The sequence below is a fragment of the Acinetobacter sp. RG5 genome (assembly GCF_031844265.1).
Taxonomy (GTDB): domain Bacteria; phylum Pseudomonadota; class Gammaproteobacteria; order Pseudomonadales; family Moraxellaceae; genus Acinetobacter.
Genome location: NZ_JAUZUV010000001.1, coordinates 468,467 through 486,372, shown reverse-complemented (window position 1 = coordinate 486,372; position 17,906 = coordinate 468,467). Strand labels below are relative to the sequence as shown.

The window sequence follows — 17,906 nt, the reverse complement described above, 5'->3', positions numbered from 1 at the left end:
CCTAATGTTTATGATTTAAAATGATCAGCAAATAATTCGCTAAGATATGGAATAAAATGCGGTGGGATATCATGCCCCATTCCATCAATTAATTCAAATTTAGCCCCTGAAATTGCTTTCGCAACGGCCTTGCCATGGCTAGGAGGCAGCAATCGATCTCGAGAACCATGGACCACCAGGGTTTCTTGTTTGATTTGCTTGTCCAGTTGCAGCAATGAGCCTGTACATAATATTGCTAAAAACTGTTGAAGTACACCAGCAGGATAGTAACTTCGCTTATATAATTTACGGGCGGTCTGCACCGCTTCCAGATGATTCACATAACCTGGCGAGCCGATGATCTTGAACAGTTTCAAACTATGATCAACAATGCCATCTTCATCTGTTGAAGCCGGTTTGTCAATCAAACTAAAGAGTTGCTTTGGAAAGGGCGGTGGCAACATCGGCTGGTTATTACTGGTAAACAGTAAGCCCAGTTTTTTGACTTTGTCCGGATAACGCGCTGCCAGAATCTGGGCAATCATACCGCCCATCGAAGCACCCAGCACATAGACTTGTTCCAGCTGCATTTTTTCAATCAGCAGACTGACATCTTCAGCCATATCATACAGATCATAAGGTGCACCCTGATTACCCAGACCCAGCACAAACCGGCTCATCATTTTCAGGGTATTCAGGCGCGGACCTTTGTGATGAACTTTTGAAGACAGGCCAATATCACGGTTATCAAAACGGATGATGTGATAGTCATTGTCAATCAGTGACTTGCAGAAAAAGTCAGGCCAGTACAGCATTTGCCCACCCAGACCCATAATTAGCAAAATGGTGGGATGTTCCGGATTTCCACCAACCTCGACATGTAGCTGGATCCCATTGCCAAGATCAACCTTGGTTTCATGCATGAACGAGGTATAAGGGGAAAGATTAAACTGTGCTGCGCTGTACATAGTCGCTGTCCTAATTAAAGGATATTTCGTTTAAAAAATATCCGTGCTATTAAACCTCTAAACCGCAGCAGGAATCAAGTCAGGAACCTGCTTGGTCAAGGTCAGACGCTGTTTGGCTGCAGTGGCGCCCAAAAGCACGAAACCACGTAAGGTGCCGTTAGCATCGAATGCTTTAGCCAGCATGCCATCATCAAATTCTTCAGTTTCCCAGATGACATCCACATCAACCGGAGCAGGCAATACCGTTAAAGGTGCAGCAGGCGTTTTAACTGCCACTGGCATAGCCGGATAATGTACAGCAGTATGTTCGCCATTTAAGGTTTTTGCCAAAGCGCGGGCTTGTTGCATGATCGGCATGACATAAGGCAATAAGGTGCCATTGACCTCGGCACAGTCGCCCACCGCATAGATATCAGCCTGGTTGGTTTCCAGTTGTGCAGTGGTTAACACTCCGCGACTGGTATGTACGTCTGCCTGTTTCGCCAAAGAAATATTTGGCTGTAAGCCCACCGCAGACAACACCACATCAGCGACCAAAGACTGACCGTTGGCCAGCGTGACCAGATAATCACCATTGTCCGCACAAGAGACTTTTTCGACTGTTGTGCCCAAGACAAAGTGAATGCCGGTTTCTTCAAGATTCTTCTGGAATGCAGTAGCAACATGTTCTGGCAATAAGCGGCCAAGTGGCTGAGGGGCTAAATCAATGACTGTAACCTGATGATCGGTATTTTGTAGGTCGTTGGCAAATTCACAGCCAATCAGGCCTGCACCTAAAATTACTACACGTTTGTCTTCACGTGCTGCCAGATTGTTACGGAAAGCTTTATAGTCACTCAAATTGTTGACGACATGAATGTCATCGCTGGCATCACCGGCAATCGCCAGACGTACTGGATTGGCACCGATGGCTAATACCAGTTTGCTATAATGTTGCGTACTTTCCTGACCATCTTTTTCCAGAACCAGCTGATGATCTTCCGGATGAATGGCTTTGACCCAGGTATGCTGTTCAATGCGCATATTCAGCTGTGCCGACATTTTAGCTGCATCGCCTAGTGGAATTTGTTCAGGTGCTTTATTGCCGGCCAGAGCATTGGAAAGCGTCGGTTTGGCATAATTGACCGCATCATCCGCACAGATCATCAGCAATTCATGTTCTGGATTAAGTTTACGAAATTCACGTGCTACGGCATAACCCGCCATACCTGAACCAATAATGACGATAGGATGCATAGTTGTTTCCATATGGTAGAGCTCCATGCTGTATAAATGGTAGAAGGGCATAAAAAAAGACCATATGGATATGGCCTTTAACTGGACGTGATTAGACTTCGATCATTTCGAAATCGACTTTAGATACGCCGCAATCCGGACAGGTCCAGTCATCCGGGATATCTTCCCATTTGGTGCCTGCCACGATCCCGTCTTGAGGCCAACCTTCTGCCTCGTCATAAATCCATCCACATACGATGCATTGAAACTTTCTCATGTAACTCTCCAAAACTGAGCAACTGTAGGCGTCAGCTTAAAATCCATAAAAGGCAAGACTCTAAAAGAATATGACTTTTTAACAGTGAACATATTTGGCTAAATTTTTACGCAGTTCTATTCATAAAGTAAAGTGAATAAAAGCTTAATCAGCGAAATTAGCAGCAGAATAGACGACACATTCCTCATTTATCTAAAAATCACGCCAATCAGCTTTTCTGGCGCAGGCGGTTAAAGGATAAAAAGCTGACGATGGCAAAAATGAGTGTTTATCTTGTGGGATAGACCAAAGTCGAGCAGTTAAAACTTGAGTTTTTAGGTAATTTAAAATTAGTGAAGTCTGGATTAAATTTTTTAAAATAAATCAATATAATAAAATCAATATCTTATAATTAAATTCCGAGTTTTTATTAGGCAGCTTGGCTTGTCCGTTCTATTCAAATAGGTTTAAAATTCCCATATTCCTTTTCTTTTTTTAAGATCTCCCATGAGCAATTTGTCTACTTCTTTGTGGTCTCACATTCGTACGGTCCAAGATTTTCCAAAACCAGGAATTTGCTTCTTTGATTTGACCCCACTTTTCATGGGCAATATTGGTCCATTGACTGACGCTTTGATTGCCAGCATTCCTGCTGACAAACTGGCAGAAGTAGAAAGCTTTATTGCGGTTGAAGCGCGTGGTTTTGTGTTGGCAAGCTTGTTGGCACAACGTACAGGCAAAGGTTTATTGTTGGTGCGTAAAGCAGGTAAATTGCCGCCTCCAGTGGTCGGTGTGGGTTATAGCCTGGAATATGGTATAGATCGTTTAGAAATGTCTGCGGAAGTTCAGTCCCAGAAAGTAATTATTGTGGATGATGTTCTGGCAAGTGGCGGAACCTTAAAAGCAGTGAATGAACTGGCTCAAAAATGTCAACATGAAGTACTTGGTGCAAGTATCTTCCTTGATCTTCCTGACCTGCATGCTGAATTAGGCCTGGATATCTGGTCAGTATTGGATGACAAATCTCAGCCTGAAGCGGCAGTTGCTTAAGTCATAATTTTTTGTAAAAAAAGCCCCGAAATTGTGGGGCTTTTTTATTGCCTGATAAAATGATCTTCGATTTCCTGAATCAGCGTATTAATTTGCTCAGGATGTTCCAGACGATGATGGCCGCCATCAACTGCCTGAATTTGCATATAGTCTTCAAGTTGTGTCTGAACCGCATGCATATCCAGAATTTCATCGCCCAGTTCAAGATAGGCAAATTGAGGAATGTCATGCTGTAAATCGTGATGCCCAATCGGCGGATAATCATCGCGGAAGTTAGGCTGCAAAATGGGATTAGCCACTACACAGGGAATTTGATACGCCTGTGACATTTTCAGTGCCCAATAACCGCCAAGACTGTGGCCGACCAGAATATCTGGTTTGATGGTTTCAATCATCTCATGATAAAACTCGGCGACCGAACTATAGCTCAGATTTCGGTAATCGACATCGATACAGTACTTGTGTACCACATCAATGGCATGGAACTTGGTGGATTCTCTGGAGGAATCTAAGCCATGTATAAACAAAATCTTAGACATAGTACATTACTCATTTTTATGGGATATGCCATATTGGTTATTTGTTGATTGGCACATCATCTTGAAGCTGAGTGTCATTGTAGAACGTCTGGGTATACAAGGCAGTTAGCTATTGGTCTAAGCCGAAGTTTTGCAGTGCAATGAATTTATATAAGACTTGTCTGGTTTAGACTTTAATCCCAACTGAGAGCAGCTGGGTGCTGCAATAAGTTTGAAGAAAGGGAATTTAAAAGAGTGACAGACGGGCTGAACCGAATGGTGTAAATAGCAAGATAGTGGATTTTTCCAAAGAAAAGCCGGTTCCTGAGAGTGTTTGCGCTACGATTTGAGAAGGATTTCTGCTATTCTATGCAACTTCTATTTTTTAACTAATCTTATTCGAGGCAGAGATGACGCAAAATAACGCTCAATCGACTTCTGAACAAATCATTTCCGAAAACGATTTAATTGCACAGCGTCATGCCAAGTTAAAGCAAATCGAAGCTCAGGCACAAGAAACAGGTAAGAGCCCATGGCCGAATACCTTTAAGCGTGAGCATTATGCCCAAGATTTACAAGACCAGTTCGCTGATAAATCTAAAGAAGAAATTGAAGCAGGCGAAAAGGTCTACGTCAAAGTGGCCGGTCGTGTGATGTTGAACCGTGGTTCATTTATCGTGATCCAGGACATGACAGGTCGTATCCAGCTGTATGTGGCGCGTAAAGAACTCGCTGAAGATGTGCTGGCTACCATTAAAGGTCTGGACCTTGGCGATATCATCGCAGTCGAAGGTTATATCGGCCGTTCGGGTAAAGGCGATTTGTATGTACACATCGAACATTTTGAATTACTGACCAAATCATTACGTCCGCTTCCAGACAAGTTCCATGGTTTGAACGATACTGAAGTAAAGTATCGTAAACGTTATCTTGATCTGATTGTTAACGAAGAAACACGTAAAACTTTTGAGATTCGTGCCAAAGTCGTAGCGGGTATCCGTGCCTTCCTGACTGAAAAGCGTTATATGGAAGTTGAAACGCCAATGATGCATGTGATTCCAGGCGGTGCATCGGCACGTCCTTTCGAAACACATCATAATGCACTGGACATGTCGCTGTTCTTGCGTATTGCGCCAGAGCTTTACTTAAAGCGTTTGGTGGTCGGCGGTTTTGAACGTGTGTTTGAAATTAACCGTAACTTCCGTAACGAAGGTGTTTCTACGCGTCATAACCCTGAATTCACCATGATCGAATTCTATCAGGCTTATGCTGATTACAAAGATTTGATGGAATTGACCGAACAGATGCTAGAGCGTCTGGCGATTGATATCTTGGGCACCACTGACGTGCCTTATGGCGATGAAGTGTATAGCTTCAAAGGTCCATTCAAGAAAATTTCAATGTTCGATGCGATTCTGGAAAATAACCCGCAATTTACTCCTGAAAATGTCAATGACCGTGAGTTCCTGGCAAAATTCCTTCAGGAAGAATTGAAAGAGCAAGTGAAGCCAGGTTTTGGTCTGGGCAAACTGCAAACCATGGTATTTGAAGAAACCGTAGAAACCAAATTGCGTCAGCCGACGTTCATTACTGAATATCCAGCGGAAACTTCTCCATTGGCACGCCGTAATGATCACAATCCACACATTACCGACCGTTTTGAATTCTTCATCGGTGGTCGTGAGTTGGCAAATGGCTTCTCGGAATTGAATGATCCAATCGATCAGGCTGAACGTTTTCAAGCACAGGTTGCTGAAAAAGATGCTGGTGATGATGAAGCTATGCATTACGATGCAGACTTTGTCGAAGCACTGGAATACGGTCTTCCTCCAACAGCAGGTGAGGGTATTGGTATTGACCGTCTGGTGATGATCTTTGCCAATGCAGCAAGTATCCGCGATGTGATCTTGTTCCCGCATATGCGTCATAAAAATGCTTAAATGCTGAATTCAAAATAACCCACCATTGTGTGGGTTATTTTTTGTCGATACATCTGAAAGCTTGAGTAAAAAACAACAGTTTAATCGTTGAAAATTAACATAGGAGCGATTAAGGTGAAGCAGAAAATAAACTTGAGAATATTCATCCCATGTTGCTAAAAAAACATTATTGAGTGTGTTACTGACTACGCTTGCGCTTCCTGCTTTTGCTCAGGGTCTAGTTCTAAATGATGCAAATTTGCGTACGGACCTAAACTGGTTAAACCAGCAAGGGGTTATTCAAATCAGTACCTCAACCTGGCCACTGAGTGGGGATGAAATTCAACGAGCCTTATCAAATGCGCAGATCAGCAATACTGTACAGCAGCGTGTAATCGATTCGGTTCTGGCTAAACTAAAGGCAGATAATCAACAGCTAAAATTGGGTGTATTTGCAGAAACCGATCAAAAAAATATTCCACAGGCTTTCGGGGATCAGCAAAAAGCACAATATCAGGCAGCTTTAGAGTTTAATGTTGGCAGTACGAATTGGGATGCCAAGATCAGGGTGAATGCTGAAAAAGATCCACAAATTGATAATGATCAGGATGTAAATCTTGAAGGTTCTTATCTGGCAGGAAAACTTTGGAATCAATGGTTGATTGCTGGGCAGATTCCAACTTACTGGGGCCCAAGCCATGATGGCAGCTTGATTCGTGGTGATGCCAGTCGTCCAGTCTATGGCTTTACAGTTCAACGTGCAGAACAGACAGCATTTGAAAATAAATGGTTATCTTGGATTGGGCCGTGGCAATATCAGGCTTTTGCCGGTCAACTCGATGACTATAGCGCAGTTCCAGACGCCAAATTGATTGGTTTGCGTGTTACAGCACAGCCTTTACCTTATTTAGAGCTTGGTGCCTCGCGTGCGATTCAGTGGGGTGGTGAAGGACGACCTGAAAGTTTAAGTTCGCTGTGGGATGCTTTTGTAGGTAGTAAAGATAATGGGGGTACAGGTGAACCAGACCCATCTAACCAGATTGCCGGTTTCGATGCGCGGTTAAATTTATTTTCTCTTACCCAAATTCCGGTGGGTCTATATGCTCAATATGTAGGAGAGGATGAGGCTGGGGGCTTACCTGCAAAAAAAAATGTATTTGGCTGGAATCGACTATTCTGCTAGTTTGAGAAATATGCCATACCAAGTTTATGCAGAATGGGCAGATACCCGTACCAATGGTAAAGCTCAAGGGATTTCTTATAATCATACGAATTATACAGATGGTTTTTATCAGCATGGTTATCTTCTAGCACATGCTTTAGGTGGTGATGCGCAGATGATTTCCGTAGGTGGGGATATTCGTATTGATTTTATGAACCGCTTATCAGGTCGTATACTTTTTGCTGATGTGAATCAATCGGAACGTGCCGCTGTTAATAATGCTGCTTTTGCTTTTAATGATGAAATTAAAGCATTGGATTTGACCTGGTCGCATTATATCTGCCCAGAAATGCCGCTTAAAATTAATGCATGGGTCGGTGATTCAAAGGTAAATGGTCGAGATAGCGGAGTTTCTTTAGGTATCGAAATACCATTAGAAAAAGGCTTGTTCAGTTATTAATTCTTAGCCATGATTAAATCCTGCTTAAACGCAGGATTTTTTTAGCATTTTGAAAAACTATAAACAAAAAAAACGCAATGATTGGGGTTGTCATTGCGTAGAAAAAGGAATGTCTTTCAAACTACTTCATTAACTGTGGAGAGAGTTAAATCTGATTCCTTACTGAATACAATCATAATAGGATGCATTCTCATATGACTCATCAGTATTCATGTTAATACATGTTAAATAAGGTTAAAAATATGAAGATTATGTGGGGATATTTGCATCATTTTTGCGCAATTTTAGCTTAAACAAAAAAGCTCTTCATCAGAAGAGCTTTTAAGAGCAATTTTTTCTAATTAAAAATGGAATACACCGAGGCCAGATTTAACTTCATCCAGTGTCACCTGGGTAATATCGCGACATTTATCCGTACCGGTTTTCAGGATATCCATGATGTAATCGGGATCTTTAGCCAGTTCAATACGACGCTCACGAATTGGGCCGATCAATTCTTTTAAAATACTTTCCAGACGTTTTTTCACTGTACCATCGCCTAAACCACCACGACGATAATGGGCTTTGAGCTCTTCCAGCTCTTCTTTATTTGGGTCAAAGGCATCTAGATAAGTAAATACCACATTGCCTTCGACCTGACCTGGATCTTCAATACGCAGATGATTCGGATCGGTATACATTGCATTGACGGCTTTCTTAATATCTTTATCTGTCGCATCCAGCACAATGGTATTGCCCAAAGATTTCGACATTTTTGCTTTACCATCAAAACCAGGTAGGCGACCAACATTGGAAAGAAGTGCCTTACATTCTGGTAGCAGGTCATGACCAATTTGACGGTTCAAACGACGCACGATTTCATTGGTCTGTTCGATCATTGGAATCTGATCTTCACCCACAGGAACAACCGTTGCCTTAAATGCTGTAATGTCAGCAGCTTGAGCCACCGGGTAGCACAAGAAGCCGGCTGGAATATCACGCTCAAAACCACGCATCTGGATTTCAGATTTAATGGTCGGGTTACGCTCAAGACGTGAAACAGTCACAAAGTTGAGATATAGCATGGTCAGTTCATTTAAGGCAGGTAAGCATGACTGAACACAAATTGTGGTTTTAGTTGGATCAATACCGACAGCCAGATAATCCGTCGCCACTTCAATAATGTTACGACGTACTTTTTCAAAATTGTCCGCATTATCAGTTAGGGCTTGAGCATCGGCGAGTAACAAGTGTTGATGGTGAGAATCTTGCAGACCTACACGAGAGCGTAATGAACCCACAAAGTGGCCGAGGTGGAGTTGTCCGGTAGGACGGTCGCCCGTCAAGATCACTGGACGATTATCTTGATTACTCATTATCTATTCCAAAGGGTAGTCAGTACTACAGCTGTATTTTAACGAATGGCAACATTGTACGGCATTCTGTTTTTGATTGTCAGCCAGAAAAAAAGCTGTCGTAAAAAAATCTTATAAATTAAACAAGTGAATACAATATTTTTAAGAATTTTGATTAAACTATCTGGAAAGAAGATAAGGATAATAAGTATGGCGAGCAGTTTATTACTATTATTAGATGATATTGCTACTGTTCTGGATGATGTCGCTGTCATGAGCAAAATGGCAGCAAAAAAAACAGCAGGCGTCCTTGGTGATGATCTGGCTTTAAATGCGCAGCAAGTGACAGGTGTGCGGGCTGATCGTGAATTACCGGTGGTCTGGAAAGTTGCCAAAGGTTCTTTTGTTAATAAACTGATTTTGGTGCCGCTGGCATTATTAATCAGCTTTATTGCAGGCTGGCTGATTAATCCCTTGTTGGTGCTGGGTGGTTTGTTCCTATGTTATGAAGGCGTGGAAAAAATTATTCATACCTTGCATACACCGAAGGCCAAGGACGCGGAACAGGCGCGTGAGCAATTGATTCATACAGAAATGGATTTGCACCAGTTTGAAAATGAAAAAGTCAAAGGTGCTATTCGCACTGACTTTATCCTGTCTGCTGAAATTATCGTGATTACTTTGGGAACGGTCGCCGCAGCCTCGATGCTGACCAAAGTGACTGTTTTAAGCCTGATCGCGGTGGTGATGACCATTGGTGTTTATGGTTTTGTTGCGCTGATTGTCAAACTGGATGATATCGGTCTGCATCTGACTGAACAGCAGTCCGATTTTAAACAAAAAATAGGACGTGGCTTGTTGGCATTTGCCCCGATCTTAATGAAAATTCTCTCCATTGTTGGGACCGCTGCGATGTTTCTGGTGGGCGGTGGAATTATTAACCATGCAATTCCTTTTATTCATCACTTTACTGAAGACAGTGTTGCTTATGTGCAGGATATTCCCAGCATTGGCAACATTGTCGGTGCCGTAACACCGACCTTGATTAATTTCGCAGTAGGAATTTTAGCGGGTCTGCTGGTCATGCTGGTCATCAGCCTGATTAAGAAAATCTGGCCTAAATCATCAAAAGCTTAAGGTGTAGAAATATCTGGATATTAAGCAGATTAAGAAAAGGAAAAGACTATGCGTTGGAAAGGTCGTCGTGTCAGTAGCAATGTAGAAGACCGTCGTGGTGGTGGTGCCAAAGCTGGCGGAATCAGTATTGTTGGATTGATTGTGGCCTTTGTGGCCTGGAAGTTTTTCGGTGTCGATCCACAACAGGCTTATCAAACCACCAAGCAGGTCACTCAGGGGGTATCGGGTGCGGCAGAAACACGTGGCCTGGAAAATCCCACGCCAGAACAGCAGGAGTCGATTGATTTTGTTGGAACTGTATTGGCAGATACTGAAGATACCTGGAATCAGGTGTTTCAGCAGCAGTTAAATCAGCAGTATGTCCCACCGAAACTGGTGTTGTTTAACGGCATCGTGAATTCTGGTTGTGGTACTGCTCAGGCGGCGATGGGGCCTTTCTACTGCCCGACAGACCAGAAAGTGTATATCGATACTGCATTCTTTAAAGATATGCGTACCCAAATGGGCATTACCGGAGAACAGAATGCCACCGAACTTTCCCGCAATGATCAGGCGGGGGATTTTGCGCTGGCCTATGTCGTGGCCCATGAAGTGGGGCATCATATCCAGACGATTTTAGGTATTTCTTCTCAAGTACAGCAAGCACGTCAGCAAGCAAGCGAAGTGCAAAGTAATCAGCTTTCAGTGCGTCAGGAATTGCAGGCAGACTGTCTGGCCGGCGTTTGGGCTTACCATAATCATGAACGTACCCAATTTCTGGAACAGGGTGATGTGCAGGAAGCGATGGATGCCGCCCATAAAATTGGCGATGACTATTTACAGAAACGTGCTCGCGGGCAGGTGGTGCCGGACAGCTTTACCCATGGCAGCAGCACGCAGCGGGTACAATGGTTTAACACCGGCTTGAAATCCGGTCAAGTTGCGAATTGTGATACCTTTAATCAAAATATTTAAATGACTTCGATAAAAAAAGGAGCAGATGCTCCTTTTTTTATTTATGCAGAAAACGCCGGAAGTTTCTTAATATCTTGATACTGACAAATAATGCAGCCAAAGCAAACAGTGCAATTGCAAAGACTGTATATTTGAGGTTGCTCATGTCATTTTGATAAAACTGCTGAATTTCTTGTTTGTTATATTCTAAAGCAGTTGCTTTGCCGGTTCGGCTATCTCTGAACTGGATTTTTTCAATATAGAACAGATTTCCCGCTTTGATTAAGTCAACAGTCTGGATTTGACGGGTATGCGATTGATTGTCTTCATCGCTACATAAAGCGCTGTAATGTTCACAGTTGATTTTGGCCACATAACCATTTCCTGCAATCAGAATAAAAATTGCATTGTCTGGTCGCTGGTTATTGGACACCAATACATACTGTTCGCCGGCTGTACTTTTTAAGGGAATGCTGGTGGCTTGCTGATAATGCTGTTCTGCTTGCAGAATTTCCTGAATTTTAGCAAAGCAGGTAAAACATAAGGACAACGTGATCAGAAAAATCACGCTGGCAAAACAGAGACGAAAAATGGTTTTGACAGTTTGATGCATGGGAGAAAAATTCAAAATAGAATGATGGGAAAGCAAAAGCCGAGTGCTGATCTGTATGTTAAATCATCATTCGAAAATACTGAAAAGAAACTTAACTCAATTCGATAAAAAAGCGGACTAAACTTGTTTTGCCAGAATACCTTGCTATTTAAATCTCTATTTTAACAACGCCTCTCGGCGCATAGTGCTCCATATCGCCCGATTTTAGGAAACCGAATGGGAAATTTCTTTTTTCTTCAGCTACTCACGGTGGTCTTTGCTCTGTCTATTGCCACGACCATGTTTAATAAGCGCGTTTTAGGCTTTCCGCAAGCGATCGGTGTCCCTATTGTCTCTGCAATCTTTGTTTTCATTTTGCAGTGGGGCGCCAGTTTACTGCATGGTAATCCATTCTTTAGCATCAATATTGACAATATCGAGCAGGCTGTTCGTCACGTCGATTTCTATGATTTTCTGATCAATGGTGTGATCTGTTTTATCCTGACTTCATCTGCGCTGAAGTTTAAGGTCTCAGATTTGCGTAACCACTGGCGGCCGATCAGTATTTTGGCTGGTCTGGCTTTGGTGTTCTGTGCAGTGTTCTTTGGTGTGGTGTTGTATGGTTATCAGTTCCTGATTGGTAAACATGTTGACCTGCTGGTTTTGCTCTTGCTAGGGGCGGCCTTGGGCGCCACAGATCCGATCGGCATCAAAGGCGTATTGAGTTCGGTTCGCGCACCGCATCATTTGATTGTCAAGCTTGAAGGCGAATCACTGTTTAATGATGCAATGTGTATTGCCTTATTTATGACCTTGCTCAATGTTCTGCAAGGTGAAAACTTTACGGTACTGGCAGTGCTGCAAACCTTGCTTTATGAAATTGTCGTGGCGGTGCTGATTGGTCTCGGATTCGGTTTTGCGATCTTGCGGATTTTGCGCGGTAAGCATGAAATGGAATCTCTGATTTTGACCACGGCCTTGCTGGCTTGTGGTTCCTATCTGGTGGCTTTGCTGGCACATGCTTCCGCGCCAATTGCCTGTGTGATTGGTGGTTTGATTGTTGGCAATAAATGGAAAGAAATCCTGGCAGATGCTGAAATTGGTGACGTTAATCATTTCTGGCATACGGTTGAGGGAATTATCAATTCATTCCTGTTTACCCTGATTGGTCTAGAATTGTTTATTCTGGACTTGAGTACCAGTCTGGTTCTGGGCGGAATGGTGGCTTTTGTGATTCTACATCTGGCCCGTTTTGCAGCCAACTATCTGGCCTTTGCCATGTTCCCAAAAGTCAGCAAGAAAAGCTATAACGGCAGTTTGACCATCCTGTCTTGGGGCGGAGTACGGGGCGGGATTTCTTTGGCCTTAATTCTGGCGGTCGCCAATGTTCCTCAGCTGGAAGCCTATAGCAGTATTCTGGTGGGCTATACCTTTATTGTAGTGCTATTGTCCGGTGTGGTATGTGGCTTGGGCCTGCCTGCGGTGATGAATGCGTTTTATTATAATCCCAATGAAGAGACGCAGGGCTTTAAAGGCTGGTATCAACGCATGTGTCATAAAATGAATCGTAAGGGTTTTCGCTATATTGTTGGAGAAGATGCCAAAGGAAATGAGACTATTACTATCTTTCAGCCAGAAATTCTGATTGATCAGAAAGATGCAGATGGCGTTGCCACGGTGCATCATCCAGATAAAGTTCAGGAAGTAAAAAGACTGGAAAATCCGGATAATTTCTAAAGATAAAACTTAGAAGATCAAGAGACTGTTAGATTGGTTTTTATAGTGAGATGAGAGCTTGAATCAGCGTATTTCATCAGGCTTAATCACTCTCCTATAGCTTTTTTACTGGGGGTGGATTGTGATTTTTGATTTAAATAAGCTATTAATGAGATGAAAATGACCCAGACAAGTTCAGCCAGTCAGGAAATGGCAGAAATGATTTTGGCTGTGGTCAATCAGATTCCGTATGCCAAAGTCGCCACCTACGGACAGATTGCTAGACTGGCAGGTTTACCCAAACATGCGCGATTGGTCGGATGGGTATTAAGTCATCTAGATTCGGACACTGATATTCCTTGGTATCGGGTGATCAATGCCCAGGCGAAAATCAGTGTGAAGCAACTGGACGAACATGGCCAGAATATCCAGCAGCAAAAACTCATGCAGGAAGGAATTTTTCTTAAAGGTGATCGCTTGGATTTAAAACGCTATCAATGGGATGGTCTGGTCAAGATATAAAAAAAATCCCCACTTGGTGAAAAGTGGGGATTTTAAACATAACTTAGTTGCGAATCACCATTACTGGGATATCCGCTTGGCCGAGAATGCTTTGCGCTACGCTGCCAAGGAACAGCTTTTTGAAGCCCGTGCGACCATGGGAACCAATCACGATCAGGTCAGAATTTAAATCTTTAGCTGCTTTGACAATCTCGCTATAAATTACCTGACCCTCAAGGAGCTGTGTATCCACTTCAACACCGGCACCAGAGAATTTTGCTTTGGCTTCATCCAGCGTTTTGAGGATGGAAGTACGGGCACGTTCAATCAGGTCATTGGTTTGTGCCGCAGAGATATATTCCGCAGCGATATAAGGGTCCAGTGCCAGCACTTGAACCACTGTGACTTTACTGTTAAATGCTTTGGCAATTTCTACAGCTTTATCCACTGCAGCATACGATGTTTCTGAACCGTCAACAGGTACTAAAATATGTTCAAAAGGCATTAGAATTCTCCTGAGGGGAATTTAGAGTTATAAAATTATGACGCGTTAAACCGGGTACGAATAGTTGTTTATACTTTGATCATAGCCTGTATTGTATAAAAATAAAACCAAGTAAATACATAGGTATAATATCTAATAGATTAAAAAATGAAGCACCTGTTTAGAGCTATTTAATTGGGTGATTTATTTAGCCTAAGTTAATAATTTATATGTAATTAATGTGATAGCCTAAGACAGTGATTAATCACATCGAATAGAGGTCGGGTCTAATTTTATTTGCGGTGACAGCTGTTCATAGCGATTTAAAATTGTTTGAGTTTCACCTGCATAAATTTTTTGCTGTAGCTGCCGGATTTTATGTTCTGTCACATGTAAACGCGCACAATGTAATGCAATCTGATTTTCCCGGGTTACCGCCAGTCGTTGGCTCTGATCATATTCCGGATAGCGCTCGATTTTCTGCTGTGCTCTGCTGAGTTGTGCCAAAGACCTTTTCTGCTGCATGCTCATCAGTTGCTGCTGATTAATCCACTGTGCCACATCACGTCTGACGCCATTATAATCTACGAAAATAGGCGAGATGGTCTGGCAGGCACTCAGACTTGAAAGGCCAATGAGTAAAATAAATATTTTGATTTTATACATCTAATGATTCCTCGAAGAATTAAATGGTGCTATGAATGCGTGAATTACATACTAAAAAACCCTTTTTTGTTTAAAATTTAAAAGTTTATTCCGTATTTGCATAAAGACTGAACATTTGTGTTTTAAAATGCTTGACGATAGAAGCTGAAATTACGATAATGCGCACACAGTTTACGGCTATGTAGCTCAGTTGGTTAGAGCACCGCACTCATAATGCGGGGGTCACAAGTTCAAGTCTCGTCATAGCCACCATTTTAAAAGACCAAGCTCTCAGCTTGGTCTCTTTTTTTGTCTTTTAAAAAGCACTGCAAACCATAAAAAAATTATTTGAAGCATCCACTAATTTTTGCAGTTTCCGCAAAACATCATTTTTCCTTCTTAATGTTGGGGCTATTCTTCATTTTACTGCCGCATAAAAAAATCGTCCAAGCATTCACTTGGACGATTCTGATTTACATCATTGAAAACAGAATTTAGCTACCTGCTTTCCAGCCATTCACGATTGGATAACGACGCTCACGGCCATAAGAACGTGAACTGATACGTGGCCCAATGGCACCTTGGCGGCGCTTGTACTCATTGATATCAACCAGACGAATCACTTTCTTCACGACTTCAGCGTCAAAGCCTTTGGCAATGATATCGTCCTGGCTCATATCTTCTTCAATATAAGAGTACAAGATTGCATCTAGAATGTCATAGGCAGGTAAAGAGTCTTGATCGACCTGATCTGGACGCAGTTCTGCTGAAGGTGGACGGGTAATCACACGTTCCGGAATCACTGGAATTTCTGAAATGCTGTTACGATACTTCGCCAGTTCAAACACAATGGTTTTATATACATCTTTCAGAACTGCATAACCACCGACCATATCGCCATACAGGGTGCAATAACCGACAGCTAGTTCAGATTTATTACCGGTTGCCAGCACCAGATTACCGAATTTGTTAGACAGGGCCATTAATAAGGTGCCACGTGAACGTGCTTGCAGGTTTTCTTCGGTGGCATCGACTGGAACATTACCAAAGAATGGGAACAGCACCTGCATAAAGCCGCTTACCACAGGATTGATTTCGGCAATACCGAAAGTCACGCCCATATTTTTGGCTTGAGCCGCTGCATCTTCGACACTGATTTGTGCGGTATAAGTATATGGCATCATCACAGCTTGAACTTTGTCTGCGCCAAGCGCATCTACAGCAATCGCTAGGGTCAGGGCAGAGTCAATCCCGCCAGACAGTCCTAGAATCACACCTGGGAAGCCAGAACGCTGTACATAATCACGTGTGGCCATGACCAGGCTTTGATAAATCTCAGCCATGGTGTCTAAAGCAGGTGCAATTGCGCCTTTGCTGAATTGCAGTTGTTCAGCATTAAATTCTGCAATTGCCAGATTTTCCTGGAAAGTGGGTGCCTGTAAAGCCACCTCGCCAGATTTGTTGAGCACAAAACTGGTACCGTCAAAGATCAGATCATCCTGGCCACCAACCTGGTTACAGTACACCAGATTGATATTCAGCTGTTTGACCAAGGCCGCCATGGTTTCAATGCGATGTTGTGGTTTACCCACTTCATATGGCGAGGCATTCAGTACCAAAGCTGTGTCGATATTCAATTTTGCCAGTTGCTGAACAGTCGCCAAAGACCAGACATCTTCACAGATCAGTACGCCAAATTTATGTCCAAGATACTCAAAAACCAGATGCTGATGACCTTCGCCAAAATAACGCTTTTCATCAAATACGCCATAGTTTGGCAACACTTGCTTGTTATAAACACCCAGTACTTCGCCATCTTTCATGACAGCAGCCGAGTTATAACGCTGACCATCTTCAGTTTGATTAACAAAACCAAAGACCATGACAATATCTTTTACTTCAGTCAGTTTTTCAAAAGCCGCTTTGGTGCGTTTCACCAGGCTCGGGCGAATTAATAAGTCTTCTGCAGGGTAGCCCAGCGTTGAAAGTTCAGGAAAGATAATCAGATCCGCTTTATCTTTTTTAGCCTGATTGGCCAGATCAATCATTTTTTGCGTATTTGCATCCAGATTGCCCACATGTGGAGAGAATTGAGCAATCGCAATTTTAAAACTTTTCATTCCAAGTAAATCCTATTCCTATAGGTTGATACACTAAATTACTGATTTTTATAATTCTAATTATTCAGTTGAGTGCACTTCGATATTCATAAAATGCCAAATGGCTTAAATAAAAAAACTTTTTATCTCATGATCATTGAATCTTAATGTGCGATGCAAAATAATCATACCGGCCTATTTTATCGAAATTTTATCGATAAGCTAGAGTTGATTTAGCAGAACAGGCATTGAGTGAAAAAAGTTATTATATAAAATTAGAAAATATGCTGATTTTTTATGCATCTAGGCTTATGTAGATTTAAAGACTGAAATCTAAATTTTGGCTTTTAAAATATGCCTTAGCTATATTGTTTGGAATTAAACTGATTAAATATCATCTGTTTATTTTTGGATTTAAAATAATATTCGGAATTTTTTTTAGAAAAATATCCCGGGCAATATCGCCTTGTTGTTCAATATTGTAGGTTGAAAATGATTTGTTGGGATTAAATTGATATTTGTACGGATTATATTTTCCCAAGCTGAGAAAATAAGCACTTTGTAAAAATGCCCCTTTTAAAAGCACATTGATCTGACATTGGTGTTGATAAATATGCGCCATCTCATGAATAAATAGTGCCTGATAAGATAAACTCTCGCGCGAATAATCTTCCCGATAATTTAAATTGCGTACATGGATGTAGCCACTGGGCGCCATAATGACATGTTTGGATTGCCAAGGCAGGTAGGGGTGATTCATGATTTTAACGCGAGAATAATCGATCAGGTTGCCAAATACTTGTTGGGAAATTTTGATTTCACCAGACGTTAAACTGCGGCACTTAAACTGTTCAAAATGAACCAATCTCAAAATAAAGGGCAGAAAATACAACAGCATTCAATATACGTCCTGTTTTTAGGTGACTTAATCCGTGAAT

Annotated in this window: 16 protein-coding genes, 1 tRNA gene and 1 pseudogene; 8 read left to right on the top strand and 10 right to left on the bottom strand. The window is 42.2% G+C overall.

Features of this window, described 5'->3' with window-relative positions; genetic code table 11:
• Positions 1-8: 8 nt before the first annotated feature.
• From estB to rubA, 3 genes are all read right to left on the bottom strand, one after another.
• Entirely contained in the window at positions 9-947 is a 939-nt protein-coding gene (estB, locus tag Q9R21_RS02385; protein WP_004279413.1) for an esterase EstB, read from the bottom strand.
• Positions 948-1,004: 57 nt separating this feature from the next.
• Positions 1,005-2,183 carry a rubredoxin reductase RubB gene (gene rubB / locus Q9R21_RS02380; protein ID WP_138743263.1) on the bottom strand — a complete coding sequence of 393 codons (1,179 nt, stop codon included), beginning with the start codon at positions 2,181-2,183 and terminating at the stop codon, positions 1,005-1,007.
• A gap of 91 nt (positions 2,184-2,274) precedes the next feature.
• Positions 2,275-2,439, bottom strand: coding sequence for a rubredoxin RubA (gene rubA / locus Q9R21_RS02375; RefSeq protein ID WP_004279415.1), 165 nt, complete (start codon positions 2,437-2,439; stop codon positions 2,275-2,277).
• A gap of 486 nt (positions 2,440-2,925) precedes the next feature.
• Here rubA and Q9R21_RS02370 point away from each other — a divergent pair, with 486 nt between their 5' ends.
• On the top strand, positions 2,926-3,468 hold the full coding sequence (locus tag Q9R21_RS02370) for an adenine phosphoribosyltransferase (RefSeq protein WP_005262359.1): 543 nt from the start codon (positions 2,926-2,928) through the stop codon (positions 3,466-3,468).
• A 44-nt stretch (positions 3,469-3,512) separates the two neighbouring features.
• Here Q9R21_RS02370 and Q9R21_RS02365 read toward each other — a convergent pair whose 3' ends face one another.
• The gene (locus tag Q9R21_RS02365) at positions 3,513-4,007 is read right to left on the bottom strand and encodes a YqiA/YcfP family alpha/beta fold hydrolase (protein WP_004730287.1); all 495 of its coding nucleotides are present in this window, start codon (positions 4,005-4,007) and stop codon (positions 3,513-3,515) included.
• 389 nt (positions 4,008-4,396) lie between these two features.
• Between Q9R21_RS02365 and lysS the strand changes: the two genes are divergently transcribed.
• Both lysS and Q9R21_RS02355 read left to right on the top strand, forming a co-directional pair.
• Positions 4,397-5,926, top strand: a complete 1,530-nt coding sequence (gene lysS, locus Q9R21_RS02360; protein ID WP_004730285.1) for a lysine--tRNA ligase — start codon at positions 4,397-4,399, stop codon at positions 5,924-5,926.
• 169 nt (positions 5,927-6,095) lie between these two features.
• A pseudogene (locus Q9R21_RS02355) lies at positions 6,096-7,527 on the top strand (capsule assembly Wzi family protein).
• A gap of 341 nt (positions 7,528-7,868) precedes the next feature.
• Here Q9R21_RS02355 and trpS read toward each other — a convergent pair.
• Entirely contained in the window at positions 7,869-8,882 is a 1,014-nt protein-coding gene (gene trpS, locus Q9R21_RS02350) for a tryptophan--tRNA ligase (RefSeq protein ID WP_311203641.1), read from the bottom strand.
• Between the two features lie 189 nt (positions 8,883-9,071).
• Here trpS and Q9R21_RS02345 point away from each other — a divergent pair, with 189 nt between their 5' ends.
• Positions 9,072-9,998 (top strand): DUF808 domain-containing protein, encoded by a 927-nt coding sequence (locus tag Q9R21_RS02345; RefSeq protein WP_004646278.1) that lies wholly within the window; start codon positions 9,072-9,074, stop codon positions 9,996-9,998.
• 48 nt (positions 9,999-10,046) lie between these two features.
• Positions 10,047-10,952 (top strand): neutral zinc metallopeptidase, encoded by a 906-nt coding sequence (locus tag Q9R21_RS02340; protein ID WP_310078049.1) that lies wholly within the window; start codon positions 10,047-10,049, stop codon positions 10,950-10,952.
• Positions 10,953-10,989: 37 nt separating this feature from the next.
• Here Q9R21_RS02340 and Q9R21_RS02335 read toward each other — a convergent pair whose 3' ends face one another.
• Positions 10,990-11,544, bottom strand: coding sequence for a hypothetical protein (locus tag Q9R21_RS02335; RefSeq protein ID WP_071850583.1), 555 nt, complete (start codon positions 11,542-11,544; stop codon positions 10,990-10,992).
• Positions 11,545-11,760: 216 nt separating this feature from the next.
• Between Q9R21_RS02335 and Q9R21_RS02330 the strand changes: the two genes are divergently transcribed.
• Positions 11,761-13,260, top strand: a complete 1,500-nt coding sequence (locus tag Q9R21_RS02330) for a sodium:proton antiporter (protein WP_071850584.1) — start codon at positions 11,761-11,763, stop codon at positions 13,258-13,260.
• A gap of 159 nt (positions 13,261-13,419) precedes the next feature.
• Positions 13,420-13,761, top strand: coding sequence for an MGMT family protein (locus Q9R21_RS02325; RefSeq protein ID WP_180037683.1), 342 nt, complete (start codon positions 13,420-13,422; stop codon positions 13,759-13,761).
• 43 nt (positions 13,762-13,804) lie between these two features.
• Here Q9R21_RS02325 and Q9R21_RS02320 read toward each other — a convergent pair whose 3' ends face one another.
• Positions 13,805-14,245, bottom strand: coding sequence for a universal stress protein (locus tag Q9R21_RS02320; RefSeq protein WP_004279425.1), 441 nt, complete (start codon positions 14,243-14,245; stop codon positions 13,805-13,807).
• 240 nt (positions 14,246-14,485) lie between these two features.
• Positions 14,486-14,890, bottom strand: a complete 405-nt coding sequence (locus tag Q9R21_RS02315; RefSeq protein ID WP_004730270.1) for a hypothetical protein — start codon at positions 14,888-14,890, stop codon at positions 14,486-14,488.
• Between the two features lie 175 nt (positions 14,891-15,065).
• Between Q9R21_RS02315 and Q9R21_RS02310 the strand changes: the two genes are divergently transcribed.
• Positions 15,066-15,142: transfer RNA gene (locus Q9R21_RS02310), tRNA-Met, on the top strand.
• 221 nt (positions 15,143-15,363) lie between these two features.
• On the opposite strand, the gene Q9R21_RS02305 is transcribed toward Q9R21_RS02310, so the two are convergent.
• Positions 15,364-16,989: an NAD+ synthase gene (locus Q9R21_RS02305; protein WP_311203640.1), complete on the bottom strand. Its 1,626-nt coding sequence runs from the start codon at positions 16,987-16,989 to the stop codon at positions 15,364-15,366.
• Positions 16,990-17,362: 373 nt separating this feature from the next.
• Positions 17,363-17,866, bottom strand: coding sequence for a hypothetical protein (locus Q9R21_RS02300; RefSeq protein WP_005107522.1), 504 nt, complete (start codon positions 17,864-17,866; stop codon positions 17,363-17,365).
• Positions 17,867-17,906 lie beyond the last annotated feature (40 nt).